This window comes from Desulfonispora thiosulfatigenes DSM 11270, assembly GCF_900176035.1.
Classification (GTDB): Bacteria; Bacillota; Peptococcia; order Peptococcales; family Desulfonisporaceae; genus Desulfonispora; species Desulfonispora thiosulfatigenes.
The window spans coordinates 68602-86593 of sequence record NZ_FWWT01000023.1 but is presented as its reverse complement, the minus strand read 5'-3'; the positions used below and the strand labels follow the sequence as shown (position 1 = coordinate 86593).

Sequence of the window (17992 nt, the reverse complement as noted above, 5' to 3'; positions counted from 1 at the left end):
TTTAGAATTATAAGAAAAAAGAGGTGTTAAATATGAGAATAGAAAAAGACCTACTTGGAGAAAAGTCAATTCCAAAAGATGCTTATTATGGTATACAAACAATGCGTGCAATTGAAAATTTCCCTATAACAGGATATAAACCAGATTATGACTTAATAGTGGCTTTTATAATGATAAAAAAAGCTTGTGCGCTTGCAAATATCAAAACAGGTCTCTTAGATGAGAAAATAGGAAATGCTATTATCAAAGCAGCAGATGAGGTACTTGGAGGAAAGTTTTTAGATCAATTTGTTGTTGATGTTATACAAGGTGGAGCGGGTACATCAATGAATATGAATGTAAATGAGGTTTTAGCTAATAGGGCTATAGAATTATTAGATGATAAAAAAGGTAATTATCAGATTGTTTCACCAAATACCCATGTTAATATGTCGCAATCTACTAATGATACTTACCCAGTTGCTATGCGTATAGCAATTATCAATAAAAATATTAGACTTATAAATGAATTAAAAAGTTTAGAAATATCTTTTTTAAAGAAAGCGCATGAATTTGACGATGTAGTTAAAATGGGAAGAAGTCATTTGCAAGATGCAGTACCAATTAGACTTGATCAAGAATTTGAAGCTTATACTGATGCAATTAAAAGATCTACAGAAAGAATTATTAGAGAAGAAAAAGGTATACATATCATTAACTTAGGAGCTACTGCGGTAGGAACGGGATTAAATACCACCTTAGACTATATAGAACTAGCTACTGAAAATTTAAGAGAAATTACTGGTATTCCATTAGAAAGGGCTAAACATTTAGTGGACGCAACGCAAAACTTAGATGCATTAGCATCTTTTTCTAGCTCACTAAAAAACTTAGCGTTAACTTTATCTAAAATTTGTAATGATTTAAGATTAATGTCCTCAGGCCCTAGGTGTGGTTTGAATGAAATTAATCTACCACCTATGCAGCCAGGGTCTTCAATAATGCCAGGTAAAGTAAATCCAGTAATACCTGAAGTCGTTAATCAAGTATGTTTTCAGGTAATCGGGAATGATACAACAGTTGCATTGGCTATAGAAGCAGGGCAATTTGAATTAAATGTAATGGAACCTGTTATGTGTTTTAACTTATTACAATCAATTGAAATATTAAGTAATGCTGTTAAGGTTTTACGTGAAAGATGCATTGAGGGGATAAAGGCAAACAAGGAAAGATGTAAAGAGATGGTAGAAAACAGTATAGGTATTGTTACTGCTTTACTTCCTTATATCGGATATGAGAAAGCAACCGAAATAGCTAAAGAAACATTAGCTAGTGGTCGTTCTGTACCAGAAATAGTAGAGGAAAAAGGTTTATTATCTAAAGAAAAGATAGAACATATTTTATCTCCTCGAGTAATGACTGAACCAGGAATTTTTACTGAATTTATTAAAAACTCTGTTTTGAAAAAAAAATAGTGTAAATGTGTTGACAGATTTATAATGCCATGATATTATTAATTCTGTTGTTACAGATAACTCGTAGCAAGGCGGCATAGCCAAGTGGTAAGGCAGAGGACTGCAAATCCTTTACCCTCAGTTCAAATCTGAGTGCCGCCTCCATTTAAATAATTGCCGAAGTGGCGGAACTGGCAGACGCACAGGACTTAAAATCCTGCGGGCCTAAAAGCCCGTACCGGTTCGATTCCGGTCTTCGGCACCATTTAAATTTTAATAACAGTTGGACAAGTTGTAATTTGCCGAAGTGGCGGAACTGGCAGACGCACAGGACTTAAAATCCTGCGGGCCTAAAAGCCCGTACCGGTTCGATTCCGGTCTTCGGCACCAAACTAAAAGAAAGGCCCTAAGTATTTGATGGAAACATCTTAAACTTAGGGCTTTTCTTTTATATAATTATAATTTAGATTAATTTATTCTTTAGTAAAGCTGGTAATTATAATAAAATAGATTAAAAAAATTTTACTTGGTAAATATATAATATAAGTAATTAGAAAATATTTCCAAAGGGGAAATTCAAATGAATCTTTACGATATAGAGGATGCCTTGAATTTAAAGGAAAAGGATATTAAAAAATTGCATAATGAATATTTAAATCCTTCACTGGTAAATACGATGAAGTTAATTAACTTTGATCGCGTATATGAAAAGGCGCTAGGGTCAATAGTAGTAGATTCTGAAGATAAAGAGTACATTGATTTTTTAGGAGGGTATGGATCACTAAATTTAGGACATAATCCACCTAGTGTAGTCAAAGCAATAGAAAGAGTAAAAGAACTACCAAATATATTACAAGCTTCTTTAGGTCGATTAAATGCAGTTTTAGCCAGTAATTTAGCGGAGATAACACCTGGAAATTTACAAAGGGTATTTTTTTGTAACAGCGGAGCAGAAGCAGTGGAAGGGGCGTTAAAACTTGCTAAGATTTCAACTAATAAAACAAAAATAATATATTGTGAGGGGTCTTTTCATGGCAAGAGTATAGGAGCTTTATCGGTAACAGGTAGACAAAAGTATAAAAAGCCTTTTTATCCTTTACTACCAGGATGTGAAGCAGTTCCATTTGGGGATATTACAGCTCTTTTAAGTAAGCTTAAAGGTGGAGATGTAGCAGCCTTTATCTTAGAATGTATTCAAGGAGAAGGAGGGGTAATCTTACCTCCTGAGGGATATTTAAAAATTGTGAGAGATTTATGTAGTAAACATAATGTATTAATGATAATAGATGAGGTTCAAACGGGATTTGGAAGGACAGGAAAAATGTTTGCCTGTGAACATGAGAGTGTTACACCCGATATTATGTGTTTAGCAAAATCATTAGGTGGAGGGGTAATGCCTATTGGTGCATATATTACCACGGAGAATATCCATGATAAAGCATATGGATCTATGGATACTGCGATGCTTCATACTTCTACCTTTGGTGGCAATACTATGGCATCAGCAGCAGGCATAGCTACTATTAATGAACTAATAAATGAAGATATATGTAAACAGGCACATGATAAAGGAAAATTTCTATTAACAGAATTAAATAAATTAAAGGATAAATATGGAGTTATTAAAGAAGTTAGAGGGAAAGGTTTATTAATTGGTATAGAACTACAGGGAAAAAATAATAAGTTCTTAAATAAAATAACCAAAGGAACGCTTAATAATCTTTCTGAGGAATATTACGCTTCTTTGGTTGCTGGTAAATTACTAAATGAGCATGGAATTATTACGGCATATACATTAAATAATCCTAATGTTATTAGAATAGAACCTGCTTTAAATATAAACCACGAATATTTAATAAAACTAATAGATGCACTAGATAATATTTTTTCGGATAATCAAAGTTTTATTAAAATGGCATTTAGTAGTATTAAAAACAAGATATAGGTAGTATGTGGTGAATATTGTTGACATTTCAAATAAGTAAATATTATAATTTGAAGTGATTTTTCATGTAGATGAAAGCTTTAAGGGGGTAGTATGATGTCACTAAGTGATATTGAGATTGCACAAAAAGCAAAGTTACAGTTTATAAATAATATAGCTAGAAGTTTAGATATTGAAGAAGATTATATCGAAAACTATGGAAAGTATAAAGCAAAAATAGATTATAAAATATTACATAATTTACAAAATATTAATGATGGAAAGTTAATTTTAGTGACAGCGATAAATCCTACTCCAGCAGGAGAAGGCAAAACAACGACCACAGTAGGTCTTGGTGATGCTTTAAATAGTTTGAATAAAAAAACAGTAATTGCCCTCAGGGAACCTTCACTTGGACCAGTTTTTGGCCTAAAAGGAGGGGCAGCTGGTGGAGGTTATGCTCAAATAGTACCGATGGAAGATATTAATCTTCATTTTACTGGTGATATACATGCAATTAGTGCCGCCAATAATTTATTAGCAGCTATGTTAGATAATCACATTCATCATGGAAACGAGCTAAAAATTGATAGTAGAAAGATAACTTGGAAACGAGTAATGGATATGAATGATAGGCAGTTACGTTACATTGTAGATGGATTAAATGGAAAAGCTAATGGTGTGCCACGAGAAGATGGGTTTGACATTACAGTTGCTTCGGAAATAATGGCTATACTTTGTCTTGCAAGTGACCTCTCAGATTTAAAAATTAGAATAGCAAAGATAGTTGTAGCCTATAATTATAATGATGAACCTGTAACCGCGGGAGATTTAAAGGCAGCAGGTGCACTAGCTGCTTTATTAAAAGATGCTCTAAAACCAAATTTAGTACAAACCTTAGAAAATACGCCTGCATTTATTCATGGAGGACCATTTGCAAATATTGCTCATGGTTGTAATAGTGTAATGGCTACTAAAATGGCTTTAAAACTAGGTGACTATGTAGTGACAGAAGCTGGATTTGGTGCTGATTTGGGAGCAGAAAAGTTTTTAGATATAAAGTGTCGGATGGCAGAAATTGGGCCTGATGCTGTAGTTATAGTAGCTACCATTAGGGCTCTTAAACATCATGGAGAGGTTTTAAAAGAAGATTTAGGAAAAGAAAATTTAGAAGCACTAGAAAAAGGATTACCAAATTTACAAAGACATATTGAAAATATTAAAAAAATATATAAATTACCACTAGTAGTAGCTATAAACTTTTTCCCAACTGATACCGAAAGTGAGTTAGACTTAGTAAAGAAAAGATGTGAGGAATTAGGGGTAAAGGCTATTGTCTCTAATGTTTGGGCTAAAGGAAGTACAGGTGGCATAGAGTTAGCCAAAGAAGTTATTCGTATTTGTAATGAAAAGAATGACTTTGAATTTTGTTATTCGGTTAACTCAACTATCAAAGAAAAAATAGAAGCTATTGTTACAAAGATTTATAAGGGGAATAAGGTTAATTATTCTAAGAGTGTAGAAAAAGAAATTTCTCATTTAGAAAAATTAGGATTTGGTGATTTACCCATTTGCATGGCTAAGACGCAATATTCGTTTTCAGATGATGTTACTAAATTAGGAGCACCAGATAATTTTGAAGTAAATGTAAGCAAGGTCAAAGTTTCAGCAGGAGCTGGATTTATTGTTGTTTTAACAGGTAATGTTATGACTATGCCTGGATTACCTAGAGTTCCTGCAGCTGAAAATATAGATGTTGATAATAATGGTAAAATTACTGGATTATTTTAGTTTATTTGGTAAAATTACAATAAGAGATAAAATAATTAGAAAATTTTTAGTTTTATGTGGAGGTAAAGTTTGAAGGAAATCGAAATATACACAGATGGAGCCTGTAGTGGTAACCCAGGCCCAGGTGGCTGGGGTGCAGTATTAATTTATAATGAAAATGAAAAAGAAATATCAGGATATGAAAAAGATACTACTAATAATAGGATGGAATTACTAGCTCCTATACGTGCTCTAGAATTGTTAAAAGAAGCTTGTAATGTGAAAATTTATTCTGATAGTGCCTATGTAGTCAACGCTTTTAAGAATAAGTGGATCACTAACTGGCAAAGAAATGGCTGGAAAACAGCAAGTAAAAAACCCGTGGAAAACCAAGACTTATGGAAAAACTTAATTGAGTTAACATCAAAACATCAGGTTGAATGGATAAAGGTAAAAGGTCACTCTGACAATGAAAAAAATAATCGCTGCGATTTTTTAGCTACTGAAGCTATTAAAAATAATAAATAAATGGAGGTTTTACAATGAAATTTTCTTTTGCTCACAATAATATCAATGTTTTAGACTTGGAAAAAAGCCTAGCTTTTTATAAAGAAGCACTAGGACTAGTAGAAACAAAAAAGCATGAAGCTCCAGATGGTAGTTTTACCCTAGTTTATTTAGGAGATGAAAAAACCCCTCATTTATTAGAATTAACTTTTATCAAAGAAAGAACTGAAAAATATAATTTAGGGGAAAATGAGTTTCATCTTGCATTTACTACAGACAATTTTGAAAAAGCATATGAAAAGCATAAAGAAATGGGTTGTATTTGTTTTGAAAACAAAGAAATGGGTATCTACTTTATTGCGGATCCAGATGGCTATTGGTTAGAAATTTTACCAGCTGATTTTGACGTATAATACTAGTTTGAAAAAATTAAAACCTTTTTAGTATAAGTTAAAAGAAGATTATACTGAAAAGGTTTTTTAAATTAAACTTAGCCAATATTAAACAACGAGGTTCATAATCAGAGAAAAATTATAAAAAAAGGTTGAGGTCTTTAGTTATGTTTATTGTGGTAGATAACTTTGATTCGTTTGTCTATAATATAGTGAGATATTTTGAAGAATTAGATGAAGAAGTAATAGTATTTCGAAACAATGATTTAAGCCTAGAAATGGTAGAGAGGATAAATCCCTATGGAATTATTATTTCACCAGGACCAGGCACTCCTTTAGATTCGGGTATAAGTATGCAAATTATTAATCATTTTAAAGAAAAGATACCTATCTTAGGTATTTGCCTAGGACATCAAGCTATTGCAAGCTCCTTTGGAGGGCAAATTACTGAAGGAAAACAACCTGTACATGGTAAAGTCTTTTCTATAAACCATGATCAAAAAGGTATTTTTGAGGGAATAAGAACACCTTTAAATGTTACTAGATATCATTCTTTAATTGTAGATGATAATTTACCTGATGAATTAGAAGTAACGGCAAGGTCTAGTGATGGTGTAATAATGGGGATAAGACATAAAAAATATAAAATAGAAGGAGTTCAATTTCATCCTGAAGCACACTTAACTGAGTGCGGTCATGATCTTTTACGCAATTTTATAAAAATTTGTAAGTAGTGGTGATTTATAATGCAGGTAATTTACAAAGAAATAACTACGTATCTAGATGATTTTTCAATTTTTTCACTTTTTAAAAATGAAAAAGAAGTTATTTTTTTAGATAGCTCTATGAAAGATAAAATTTTGGGTAGATATTCTATTATTGTATTTAATCCTTTTCTTTCATTTAAGGGAAAGGAAAGTAAATTTAAAATAGAAAGAGGAAATAATATAGAGTTTAGTGAAGGCAGTTCTTTTGAAAAGTTAAGAGAACTATTAAACGAATATCAATTTATTAATGATACTCCACTACCTTTTATAGCAGGAGGAGTAGGGTATTTAGCCTATGATCTTTGTAATGAAATTGAAAATATACCCAAAACAACTATAGATGATGTTAATATTCCAGATATTTATTTTAATTTTTATAAAGGTAGTATCGTTATTGATAATATATTAAATAAGGTATACGCCGGGCACCTAAAAGATGCCGAATGTGAAAGCTATTTTGAATTTGTTACAGAAAAAATAATAAAAGGAAAAACAGCAAATTTTAATGATGAAAAATTAACAAAAAACAAAAATATAAAAGCTAATTTTTCCAAGCAAGCATATTTAGATACTATAAAAAAAGTGCGAAATTATATAAAGCAGGGAGAAGTTTATGAGGTTAATCTTACCCAACGTATGGAATGCCCTTTAAATAAAGAATCGTATGATATTTACCAAAATTTAAGAAAAATTAATAAAGCTCCCTTTTCTGCTTTTATGAATTTAGAAGGGATTACCATTCTCTCTAGTTCTCCTGAAAGGTTTATTAAAATTAAAGATAGAAATATTGAAACTAGACCGATAAAAGGAACGATGAGAAGAGGTAGAACAAAGGAAGAAGATGAGCAAAATAAAACTTTCCTGCAAAATAGCGAAAAGGATCAGGCAGAAAATCTTATGATTGTTGATTTAGTACGAAATGACTTAAGTAAAATATGTAAAAAGAGAACGGTAAAGGTACAGGACTTATTTAAAATAGAAGAATATCCGACTGTTTTTCAATTAGTTAGTACGGTCGCAGGAAAGTTAAAGGATGAGGTTGATATTGTAGAGTGTTTACAAGCTACCTTTCCAGGGGGATCAATAACAGGAGCACCCAAGATTCGTTCTATGGAAATTATTGATGAACTAGAGCCAAATCAAAGAAATATTTATACAGGTAGCATTGGTTATCTTGGTTATGATGGAAATATGGATTTGAATATTGTAATTAGAACTATCGTTATTAAAGAAAATAAAGCTTATTTTGGTGTGGGTGGAGCTATTACTTGGGATTCAAATGAAGAAGAAGAATATAGAGAAACTTTAGATAAAGGACATGCTTTAATGAGGGTATTATGATTATTATAAATAATGAAGTTAAAAAAACTTTAGAATTAGATAGCGGATTTATGACTGGAAAAGGTGTATTTGAAACTATTTTAGTGATAAAAGGAAAGGCGGTTTTTCTTGAGGATCATTTAGATAGGTTAAAAAATGGATTGTTATTTTTAAATATAAAGAAACAAATAACAAAGGAAGAAGTTCTTAAAAAAATTGCTTATTTTTATTATGAACTTAATAAAAATAAATTTGTTTTAAAGATTAGCGTAAGTGAATTAAACATTATTTATTCCACGAGAGACTATGGTTATACTAGGGAAGATTATTTAATGGCTAGCTTAGATATATCTTTAGTTAGAAGAGGAAGAAGTATAATACATCAATATAAGACATCTAATTATTTGGAAAATGCGATAGAATTAGTCAAAGGACGAGAAAAAGGTAATATTGATATGCTTTTTTTAAATTTAAATGAAGAAATACTAGAAGGATGTATTTCAAACATTTTCTTCTTAGTTAAAGGTGAAATCATTACACCTCTATTAGAACTAGGAATACTAGGCGGAATAACCCGGAAGTGGGTAATAAATAATTTTCCCGTTACTGAAAAAGTAGTTACTAGAGAATTTCTTAAAGAAGCAGAAGGGGTGTTTATTACCAATTCCTTAATTGGGATAATGCCAATATATAGAATCGAAGATAAAATTTTTGATTCTTTTAAATATGAAGAAATAAAAAAAATATATCAAAGTTATATAAATGTTTTAAAGGCTTATAATTAAGACAGTTATTTATAATTAGAAAAAACCCTCTTGGATATTTCATAATTTTACCAAGAAGGTTTTATTTTATTTACACATTACATCTTGAAATAGCAGTTTTAAAATAAAATTAGCTTAAATTACGTCTATTATGTCTATTATTTGTCCAATAGATATTATATTTTTCGTGTTACTAATAGATGGCATTATAATTATGGTAAGTTTATAATTTAAATGTGAGGATAGATGTAGGGGAGTAGAGGTTATTGTATAAAATATTATAGTAATTTAGAAGGAGTAGATATGAGTAAAAATATCATTTATTATTTTTCGGGGACGGGAAATAGTTTAAATGTTGCTATTGAAATAGCAAAGGAATTAAAAAATACCAGGGTTATTCCTATGAGGGGTGATCCACAGGAGGTACCCGCTTTAGATGCTGATATTATTGGATTTACCTTTCCGGTGCATCATTGGTGCTTACCTAAACATGCCAAAGAATTCATTGAAAAGTTAGAAATTAATAATAAAGCGTATATTTTTGCGGTAGCGACTAGTGGAGGCTTACCTGTAAATGTTTTAGTAGATTTCAAGAAAATCATAGCGAAAAAAGGTGCCAAGGTTTCCTATTCAAAAGCCCACATTACTATGTCTAGCTATGTAGCGGTATATGAACCTTATTTAGAGAAAAAAAGAACATTAGCTGGGGTTAGAGAGGATTTAAAAGAGATTGTTAAAGAAGTTTCCCAGAAAATCTGTAATAAGGAGCCTAAAAAAACGATAGGAAAAGAATTTTTGCGATTATTTGAGAAATATTTAACTGGGTCACTTTATGAACAAGATAAAAACTTTAATGTAAATGAAGATTGTAATTCTTGTAAATTATGTGAACGTATCTGTATGTCTCATAATATTGAAATGAAAAATGGAATACCCGAGTTTAAACATGATTGTTCTCAGTGTATGAGTTGCATTGTATTTTGTCCTAAATATTCTATTAATTATGGAGATAAAACACAAAATCGAACAAAATACCATCATCCTAATATAACTGCAAACCAAATGTTAGCGGATTATCTTGATTTTTAAGTATGATTTAAGGAATAAGGGAGAATACTAAAGCTAAAATAAAAGTATTAATTATGTTGAAATTATCAAGCTAAAACAAAAGAAAACCAATTAGGGTTTATATTTAAGATAATAGGGCAGATTAATTAATGGGTTATTTATGAGTAAATAAATTAACTGACAATTTTTTAATATTGACTTATAACATTAAACCATATAAATTTAATCTTACATAATATAAAAAAGGTTGTGATGTTAGGGTTGGAAAAAAAGATTACTTTATATGGCTTCAACAACCTCACAAAAACACTTAGCTTTAACATTTATGATGTTTGCTATGCAAAAAGTGAGAGAGAAAAAAAGGACTATATCGCATATATTGACGAGCAATATAACTCGGAAAGATTAACTAAGATTTTATGTGATGTTACTGAAATGATTGGAGCCCATGTGTTAAATATTTCAAAACAAGATTATGAGCCCCAGGGAGCCTCTGTTACGATTCTTATAACAGAAGAAGGTTTACCGCTTAACTTGATTGATGAATCTTGCAATAAGGGTGCTTGTGTAGCTGAACAAAGAGATACTGTGGTAGCTCATTTAGATAAAAGTCATGTAACTGTGCACACATATCCAGAATATTATCCAGATAATTCAATATCCACTTTTCGGGTAGATATTGATGTTTCAACTTGTGGAATGATATCACCATTAAATGCACTTGATTATTTAATTGGAAGCTTTGATTCAGATATTATTACTATTGACTACAGAGTTCGAGGATTTACAAGGGATGTTTGTGGAAAAAAACATTATATTGACCATGATATCAAATCAATTCAAGATTATATAGATAATAAGACACTTAGAGAATATGATGCTATAGATGTGAATGTATATCAATCAAATATATTTCACACCAAAATGCTTATTAAAGAAATAGAACTACAAAATTATCTTTTTAATCAGGATGTTTATGAATTAACCCCAAAACAAAGGCTTGATATCACTAATAATATTCGTAAAGAAATGATAGAAATATTTAGTGGAATGAATATATATTAGCTGTGGAGGAACATAATATGGAAAAACTTTCACAAAAAAATGCGCCTATATATGAAGCCTTGCAAAAACATAAATCAAATAGAGTCGTACCCTTTGATGTACCTGGTCATAAGGGTGGTAGAGGAACACCTGAGCTAACAGCATTTTTGGGAGAAGATTGCCTTAAAATAGATGTAAATTCAATGAAACCTTTAGACAATTTAATTCATCCTATTTCTGTTATTGCCGAGGCAGAGCAATTAGCTGCAGATGCATTTAAAGCAAAAAGTGCCTTTTTTATGGTAAATGGGACGACTTCAGCTGTACAAGCTATGATTATGACAGCATGTAAAGCAGGAGATAAAATTATATTACCACGAAATGTTCATAGAAGCGCTATTAATGCTCTAGTAGTTTGTGGTGCAATACCTATATACGTAAATCCAGGAGTAGATAGAGACTTAGGCATACCACTTGGTATGTCTGTTTCTGATATTAAAAATACTATATTAAAAAACCCAGAAGCAAAGGCTATCTTAGTGAATAATCCAACATATTATGGCATTTGTTCTAATTTATCTGAAATAGTAAATCTTGCACATAGTTATAACATGCTTGTACTTGTGGATGAAGCACATGGTACACATTTTTATTTTGGAGAAAATATGCCAATAGCTGCCATGTCAGCTGGTGCTGATATGGCAGCAGTAAGTATGCATAAAACAGGTGGCTCGTTAACACAAAGTTCAATTCTTTTAGTAAGTGGAAGTATAAGTGGTAGTTATGTAAGGCAAATTATTAACCTTACTCAAACGACAAGTGGATCTTATCTACTATTATCTTCTCTTGACCTTGCAAGGAAAAATCTTGTTGTAAATGGTAAAGAAATATTCAAAAAAACAATGGATTTTGCATGTTATGCACGAGAAGAAATTAATAAAATCGGCGGATATCATGCTTTTGCAAAGGATATAATTAATGGAGATACCATTTTTGATTTTGATTTAACAAAAATGTCAATACATACAAGGGATATTGGGCTTGCTGGTATCGAGGTTTATGATATTTTAAGAGATGAATATGGTATTCAAATTGAATTTGGTGATTTAGGTAATATACTCGCTATTATTTCAGCTGGAGATAGATCCTTTGAAATTGAAAGATTAATTGGTGCATTATCAGAAATTAAAAGGTTATATAAAAAGGATAAAGCAGGAATGTTAGATCATGAGTATATTAATCCAGAGGTTGTAATGCCTCCACAAAAGGCCTTTTATTCTAATAAAGAACAAATTCCGATACATGCTAGCCAGGGGAAGATATGTGGAGAATTTGTAATGTCATACCCACCTGGAATCCCAATACTTGCCCCTGGGGAACGAATTACAAATGAAATTTTAGAATATATCGATTATGCAAAAGCCAAAGGCTGTTCTCTAACAGGAGCCCAGGACTTAAAGATAGAAAAAATAAATATTGTGGAGGAAAATTAATATGGAATTATGGTACACAGAGCAACATACAGACTCAGTACGTTTTAGTATAAAGGTGAAAGAACAATTATATAATAACAAAAGTGAGTTTCAGCAAATAGATGTATTTGATTCAGAAGAGTTTGGAAAATTTTTCACATTAGATGGATTGATGATGTTGACTGAGAAAGATGAATTTATTTATCATGATATGATTGTTCATATTCCTATGGCAACTAATCCTAATATAAAAAATGTATTAGTTATTGGTGCAGGAGATGGAGGAACAATACGAGAACTTACAAGATATAAAACTATTGAGAATATTGATATGGTGGAAATTGACAAGCTGGTTGTAGATGTATGTAAAGAGTACTTTCCATTAACTGCATCCCAACTAGAGGATCCTAGAGTAAACATTTTTTATGAGGATGGATTAAAATTTGTTCGCACAAAGAAAGATAAATATGATTTGATCATTGTAGATTCTACAGATCCATTTGGTCCTGGAGAAGGGCTATTTACAAAAGAATTTTATGGTAATTGCTTTAATGCTCTTAATGAAGATGGAATTTTAGTAAATCAACATGAAAGCCCATATTACCCTACTTACGCAAATGCAATGAAAAGAGCTCATAAAAGAATTAAAGAGTTTTTCCCGATTTGTAGGGTTTATCAAGCACATATTCCTACATATCCATCAGGACACTGGTTATTTGGGTTTGCATCAAAGAAAATAGATCCACTAGGTAATGTAGAGATAGAAAAGTGGAATGATCTTGGGTTAAAAACAAAATATTATAATACAAATTTGCATAAAGGATGTTTTGCGCTACCGAATTATGTTATGGAAATGCTTGCAAGTCAAGATGAATAAGACTATCCATTGAATTAAAAGACACCTCTGAAATTATCTCAGAGGTGTCTACCTATTTTGCAGTGAAATTATAAGAATACTATTTTACACATTAAATCTAAAATGCATTACATCGCCATCTTGCACGACATATTCTTTACCTTCTAAACGAAGTTTACCATTTTCTTTGGCTTGGTTCATGCTTCCAGCTGCTAATAAATCATCATAAGAGACAACTTCTGCTCTAATAAAGCCACGTTCGAAGTCTGTATGGATAACTCCTGCTGCTTGGGGAGCCTTCATACCTTTAGTAATTGTCCAAGCTCTTACCTCTTGAACCCCTGCTGTAAAGTAAGTATAAAGTCCCAATAAATCATAAGCAGCTCTAATTAGCTTATCTAAACCAGATTCATTGAGGCCTAATTCTTCTAAAAACATATCTTTTTCTTCGCCTTGTAGTTCTGCAATTTCTGACTCGAGCTTAGCTGATACTGGTACTATAGAAGCGCCTTCTTTTGCAGCATAATCTCTAACTTTTTGTACTATTTGATTAGTATCAACTTCAGCAATATCATCTTCACCTACATTTGCAATATAAATAATAGGTTTACTAGTTAAAAGGTTTAATTGTTTAACTATTTTTAGTTCATCTTGATCAAAGTCAAGGGACCTCGCAGGTTTACCATCACTGAGAGCATCTGTTACTAATCTTTGTACAATTTCATTTTCATAAATTGCATCTTTATCTTTACCTTTTACTTTGCTAGCTAATCTTTCTAGGCGTCTTTCCATACTCTCTAAATCAGCTAACACTAATTCTAAGTTGATTACTTCAATATCTCTAGTTGGGTCTACCCCTCCTGAAACATGAGTAATATCATCATCCACAAAGCAACGAACCACATGGGCAATAGCATCAACTTCACGAATATGAGATAAGAATTTGTTGCCAAGTCCTTCACCTTTACTAGCACCCTCTACTAATCCTGCAATATCAACAAATTCAAAAGCTGTTGGTACAGTTTTTTTAGGGGTTACAAGTTCGGTAAGTTTGTCCAAACGATTATCAGGAACAGTAACTACTCCTACGTTAGGATCAATAGTACAAAATGGATAGTTAGCAGATTCTGCACCTGCTTGAGTAATTGCATTAAACAAAGTTGACTTTCCAACATTAGGTAAACCAACTATGCCACATTTTAAAGCCATTTATTTCACTCCTTGCATAATTTCACATAGTACCTTTTCAAGTATATTATTAAAATAACTAGTTGACAAGAAATAAAGCTTTAATCTATAGTCAACTAGTAAGGTTTTAAGTAATTTTTGGCAAAATTAATAGCATAGAGACAATGAGGTGGTCTTGGTGAGTAAAAGAAAAACGGTTATTAATGAATTGAAATTTGAATTTAAAGGTATAATTCTTGTAGGGATTGCACTATATATATTACTTAGCTTAATTAATGAGCCACAAGGTTCATATGTTTTGCCTGAGGAAAGAATCGGTTTTATAGGTTCGTTTTTTATAAAATCTATTACAAGCATTGCAGGGGATGGTAAAACCTTTATTCCCTTATACATACTTTATATTGGTATTAGTATTATGTACAAAAGAGCAAATCTAAATAAGAAAAGGATAACAGTAATTGGAATATTAATTACTACTTTACTAACTATTTTCCATCTTAATTTACCTATAGAGGCTATTGAAACATTTGCTAAATCTGTACAAAATGGTTTTATTGGTTCAGGAGGAGGAGTAATAGGAGGATTTTTTAGTTGGCTTTTGTTAATCACCTTAGGATTAGTAGGAGCTTATTTACTGATTTTTTCTATTTGGATTTCAAGTTTACTGTATTTAACTAATACATCATTAAAACAGGTTACTTTAAAAGTATTAAATCTATTAAAAAATGTGACTAAAGGGTTAAAAGAGCAACTAGTGAATTTTGTCTTTACAACTGAAGATGAAAGTGAAGAAGTAATTCCAAAAAAGGTGCAAAAAAAAAATATTGAGGAAAAAACAAATAAAGAAAATAAAATAGAAGAACCTTTAATAATTAGTCATTTTGAAAATGAGGATAATTGCAAAGAAGAGAATTTGATAAAAGAAAATATAAAAAAAGAACGAAAAAAGAATAACGAAATAAATTCTAAGGAATTAGGAAATAATAAAGAAGATATTTCAATAGTTAGGGTTAATGAGGGTCTAAAGGATGGAGATTTTAATCTTCCTAACGTAAATATGCTTGAAAAAACTATTAAAAGCAAAACGGGTTTAAATCAACGTGACATAAATGATAATATTATGGTGCTTCAAAAAACACTAGAGAGTTTTGGTGTAAAAGGTAAAGTGGTACAAGTAAGTTGTGGACCTGCTATCACAAGATATGAATTTCAACCTGCACCAGGTGTTAAGGTAAGTAAAATTGTAAATTTAGCTGATGATATTTCCCTTAGTTTAGCTTCAGCAGATGTACGGATAGAGGCTCCGATTCCAGGTAAAGCGGCAATAGGAATAGAAGTCCCTAATAAAGAGGTATCTACGGTAGGATTTAGAGAAGTAATAGAAAGTGAAGAATTTAAACAATCTAGGTCATATTTAAGTGTTGCACTAGGCAAAGACATAGCAGGAAAGTCAATCGTTACAAGTTTAGAAAAAATGCCTCATTTATTAATTGCTGGTTCTACTGGTTCAGGTAAAAGCGTATGTATGAATGCACTAATAAATAGTATTTTATTTAAAGCTAAACCATCTGAGGTAAAATTTATCATGATAGATCCTAAAATGGTAGAACTGACTACATATAATGGAATACCACATTTAATTACTCCTGTAGTAACTGATCCTAAAAAAGCAGCATCTGCGTTAAGATGGGCAGTACATGAAATGGAAACTAGATATGAAAAATTTGCAAGCTCAGGTGTAAAAGATATCACCAGGTATAATGAAAACATAGGTAACCATGAAGAAGGCGAATTTATGCCGTATATTGTAGTGTTAATTGATGAGCTTGCAGACTTAATGATGATAGCTCCAGCGGATGTAGAGGATGCAATTTGTAGATTAGCTCAAATGGCAAGGGCAGCTGGTATACACTTAGTAATAGCTACACAAAGGCCATCAGTAGATGTAATTACAGGTATAATTAAGGCAAATGTTCCTTCAAGGATTGCTTTTGCAGTATCTTCTCAAATTGATTCAAGAACTATTCTAGATATGGGTGGCGCTGAAAAGTTATTAGGTAGGGGAGATATGCTTTTTTATCCAACAGGATTACCAAAACCTACTCGCCTGCAGGGTGTATATGTATCAGACAAAGATGTTGTGAAAATTGTGGATTTTTTAAAAGAACAAGATAACCCTGAGTATTTGGAGGAAATAACTAACCAGGAAATCAAAAATGTAAAAATTAAGGAAGATGATGATAATGATGAGTTAATTCCAGAGGCAACTAAATTATTTATTGAAAATGGTCAAGCCTCAATCTCACTTCTTCAAAGACGATTTAGAATTGGTTATAATAGGGCAGCAAGAATAATTGACATTATGGAAGTAAAAGGTATAGTAGGTAAACATGAAGGAAGCAAGGCAAGACAAGTTTTAATAACCGTTAATGATTATGAGCGAATTTATGGTAAGTATTAGAAATAGATTATATACAAATATTTATAATTATGGGCAGGAATTTATATTTCTTTGTTGAAATATAAATAGTTAGTATAGTAATTGGAGGTGTGGTATCATAGGTATCGGGAAAATTTTAAAAGAGGCACGATTAAAAAAAGGAGTATCACTTGAAGAAGTTGAAAAAGAGATTAAAATTAGGAAAAAATATATAGAAGCGTTAGAAGAAGATAATTATGAAATTTTGCCTGGAAAGGTATACATAAAAGGGTTTCTAAAATTATATGGTAACTATTTAAGTTTAGATGTACCTGATTTATTAAAACAATTTGAAGACTCTTTTGCTGAACCAGTAGAGGAACAACCTGCTATTGAAGAAGAAGCTTCTGAAGAAAAGCCGAAATTTACATTGAATAAAAATCAAATTATAATCGCAGGTGTAATTATTTCGTTAATAGTTTTGGCACTTGTAATACCGGCAATGGCAAAATTATTTAAAAATGATAATAAAGTTAACCCTGAAAAAGACAAAACTCAAATTGAACAAAATACTGAAAAACCAGCTGTAAATGAAAACAAACCTAAAAATAATGCTGTAACACCAGATAAAGTTCAGCCTTCTAAAGATAAGGATAAAGACATTTTAGACAATGAGCAAGAAGATGAAGACAAAATCAAAGATGACCAAAAGGATGACAAACTGCTTTTAAAAGTAAAAATTATTGATATTGGGCCAGAAAAAGAAGAATGTTGGGTACAATTGTATAGTGATGGAAACAAATCCTATGAAGGCATACTAGAAGAAGGACAAATAAAAACAGTTGAAGCAGATCAAAAGATAAAAATAAGTTTAGGTAATGCAGGGGTAGCTGAGGTGTATCTAGGTAAGAAAAAACTAGGATTACTAGGAGAAGAAAAACAAGTTATTAAGAATAAAGAATTTACAAAAGATGATTTATAAAAACCTCTCTCTTGTAGAGGTTTTTTTTGACACTGCTTTATGGTTGTAATATACTTAGTCTGACTAGTTTTAAGAAAGGGGTGCCA

General features: G+C 31.3%; 15 protein-coding genes and 3 tRNA genes. 17 read left to right on the top strand and 1 reads right to left on the bottom strand.

The annotated features are described in order from the left end of the window. The first annotated feature begins 32 nt into the window (after nt 1-32). From aspA to speE, 15 genes are all read left to right on the top strand, one after another. Nucleotides 33-1454, top strand: a complete 1422-nt coding sequence (aspA, locus tag B8965_RS11655; RefSeq protein WP_084054364.1) for an aspartate ammonia-lyase — start codon at nt 33-35, stop codon at nt 1452-1454. A gap of 70 nt (nt 1455-1524) precedes the next feature. Beyond that, nucleotides 1525-1598 (top strand) — tRNA-Cys (locus B8965_RS11650). 11 nt (nt 1599-1609) lie between these two features. Continuing rightward, nucleotides 1610-1698: transfer RNA gene (locus tag B8965_RS11645), tRNA-Leu, on the top strand. Between the two features lie 36 nt (nt 1699-1734). Then, nucleotides 1735-1823: transfer RNA gene (locus B8965_RS11640), tRNA-Leu, on the top strand. Between the two features lie 190 nt (nt 1824-2013). Beyond that, nucleotides 2014-3378 (top strand): aspartate aminotransferase family protein, encoded by a 1365-nt coding sequence (locus tag B8965_RS11635; protein ID WP_084054363.1) that lies wholly within the window; start codon nt 2014-2016, stop codon nt 3376-3378. Nucleotides 3379-3471: 93 nt separating this feature from the next. Beyond that, on the top strand, nt 3472-5148 hold the full coding sequence (locus B8965_RS11630) for a formate--tetrahydrofolate ligase (protein ID WP_084054362.1): 1677 nt from the start codon (nt 3472-3474) through the stop codon (nt 5146-5148). 69 nt (nt 5149-5217) lie between these two features. Continuing rightward, nucleotides 5218-5655 carry a ribonuclease HI gene (gene rnhA / locus B8965_RS11625; RefSeq protein WP_084054361.1) on the top strand — a complete coding sequence of 146 codons (438 nt, stop codon included), beginning with the start codon at nt 5218-5220 and terminating at the stop codon, nt 5653-5655. A 14-nt stretch (nt 5656-5669) separates the two neighbouring features. Then, entirely contained in the window at nt 5670-6047 is a 378-nt protein-coding gene (locus B8965_RS11620) for a VOC family protein (RefSeq protein ID WP_084054360.1), read from the top strand. A 146-nt stretch (nt 6048-6193) separates the two neighbouring features. Continuing rightward, a complete protein-coding gene (locus tag B8965_RS11615) occupies nt 6194-6760 on the top strand; it encodes an anthranilate synthase component II (protein WP_084054359.1) in 567 nt (188 codons plus the stop codon). Nucleotides 6761-6772: 12 nt separating this feature from the next. Continuing rightward, nucleotides 6773-8134: an aminodeoxychorismate synthase component I gene (gene pabB / locus B8965_RS11610; RefSeq protein WP_084054358.1), complete on the top strand. Its 1362-nt coding sequence runs from the start codon at nt 6773-6775 to the stop codon at nt 8132-8134. Beyond that, nucleotides 8131-8898 (top strand): aminotransferase class IV, encoded by a 768-nt coding sequence (locus B8965_RS11605; protein ID WP_084054357.1) that lies wholly within the window; start codon nt 8131-8133, stop codon nt 8896-8898. The genes pabB and B8965_RS11605 overlap by 4 nt, the downstream gene beginning before the upstream one ends. A 282-nt stretch (nt 8899-9180) precedes the next feature. Continuing rightward, a complete protein-coding gene (locus B8965_RS11600) occupies nt 9181-9966 on the top strand; it encodes an EFR1 family ferrodoxin (RefSeq protein WP_084054356.1) in 786 nt (261 codons plus the stop codon). 228 nt (nt 9967-10194) lie between these two features. Next, nucleotides 10195-11010: an adenosylmethionine decarboxylase gene (gene speD / locus B8965_RS11595; protein ID WP_200805924.1), complete on the top strand. Its 816-nt coding sequence runs from the start codon at nt 10195-10197 to the stop codon at nt 11008-11010. 17 nt (nt 11011-11027) lie between these two features. Continuing rightward, a complete protein-coding gene (locus B8965_RS11590) occupies nt 11028-12482 on the top strand; it encodes an aminotransferase class I/II-fold pyridoxal phosphate-dependent enzyme (RefSeq protein ID WP_084054354.1) in 1455 nt (484 codons plus the stop codon). 1 nt (nt 12483) lies between these two features. After that, nucleotides 12484-13338 (top strand): polyamine aminopropyltransferase, encoded by an 855-nt coding sequence (gene speE / locus B8965_RS11585; protein ID WP_084054353.1) that lies wholly within the window; start codon nt 12484-12486, stop codon nt 13336-13338. Between the two features lie 84 nt (nt 13339-13422). Here the strand turns inward: speE and ychF are convergent, their stop codons facing one another. Continuing rightward, the gene (ychF, locus tag B8965_RS11580; protein WP_084054352.1) at nt 13423-14526 is read right to left on the bottom strand and encodes a redox-regulated ATPase YchF; all 1104 of its coding nucleotides are present in this window, start codon (nt 14524-14526) and stop codon (nt 13423-13425) included. 157 nt (nt 14527-14683) lie between these two features. Between ychF and B8965_RS11575 the strand changes: the two genes are divergently transcribed. Beyond that, on the top strand, nt 14684-16966 hold the full coding sequence (locus tag B8965_RS11575) for a DNA translocase FtsK (protein ID WP_084054351.1): 2283 nt from the start codon (nt 14684-14686) through the stop codon (nt 16964-16966). Between the two features lie 94 nt (nt 16967-17060). Next, nucleotides 17061-17906, top strand: a complete 846-nt coding sequence (locus B8965_RS11570) for a helix-turn-helix domain-containing protein (RefSeq protein WP_341451843.1) — start codon at nt 17061-17063, stop codon at nt 17904-17906. Nucleotides 17907-17992 lie beyond the last annotated feature (86 nt).

Coding starts and splice junctions, on each gene's coding strand:
- aspA (WP_084054364.1), top strand. CDS start 33: ATGAGAATAGAAAAAGACCTACTTGGAGAAAAGTCAATTCCAAAAGAT.
- pabB (WP_084054358.1), top strand. CDS start 6,773: ATGCAGGTAATTTACAAAGAAATAACTACGTATCTAGATGATTTTTCA.
- ychF (WP_084054352.1), bottom strand. CDS start 14,526: ATGGCTTTAAAATGTGGCATAGTTGGTTTACCTAATGTTGGAAAGTCA.
- B8965_RS11635 (WP_084054363.1), top strand. CDS start 2,014: ATGAATCTTTACGATATAGAGGATGCCTTGAATTTAAAGGAAAAGGAT.
- speE (WP_084054353.1), top strand. CDS start 12,484: ATGGAATTATGGTACACAGAGCAACATACAGACTCAGTACGTTTTAGT.
- B8965_RS11605 (WP_084054357.1), top strand. CDS start 8,131: ATGATTATTATAAATAATGAAGTTAAAAAAACTTTAGAATTAGATAGC.
- B8965_RS11620 (WP_084054360.1), top strand. CDS start 5,670: ATGAAATTTTCTTTTGCTCACAATAATATCAATGTTTTAGACTTGGAA.
- B8965_RS11590 (WP_084054354.1), top strand. CDS start 11,028: ATGGAAAAACTTTCACAAAAAAATGCGCCTATATATGAAGCCTTGCAA.
- B8965_RS11615 (WP_084054359.1), top strand. CDS start 6,194: ATGTTTATTGTGGTAGATAACTTTGATTCGTTTGTCTATAATATAGTG.
- B8965_RS11600 (WP_084054356.1), top strand. CDS start 9,181: ATGAGTAAAAATATCATTTATTATTTTTCGGGGACGGGAAATAGTTTA.
- B8965_RS11630 (WP_084054362.1), top strand. CDS start 3,472: ATGATGTCACTAAGTGATATTGAGATTGCACAAAAAGCAAAGTTACAG.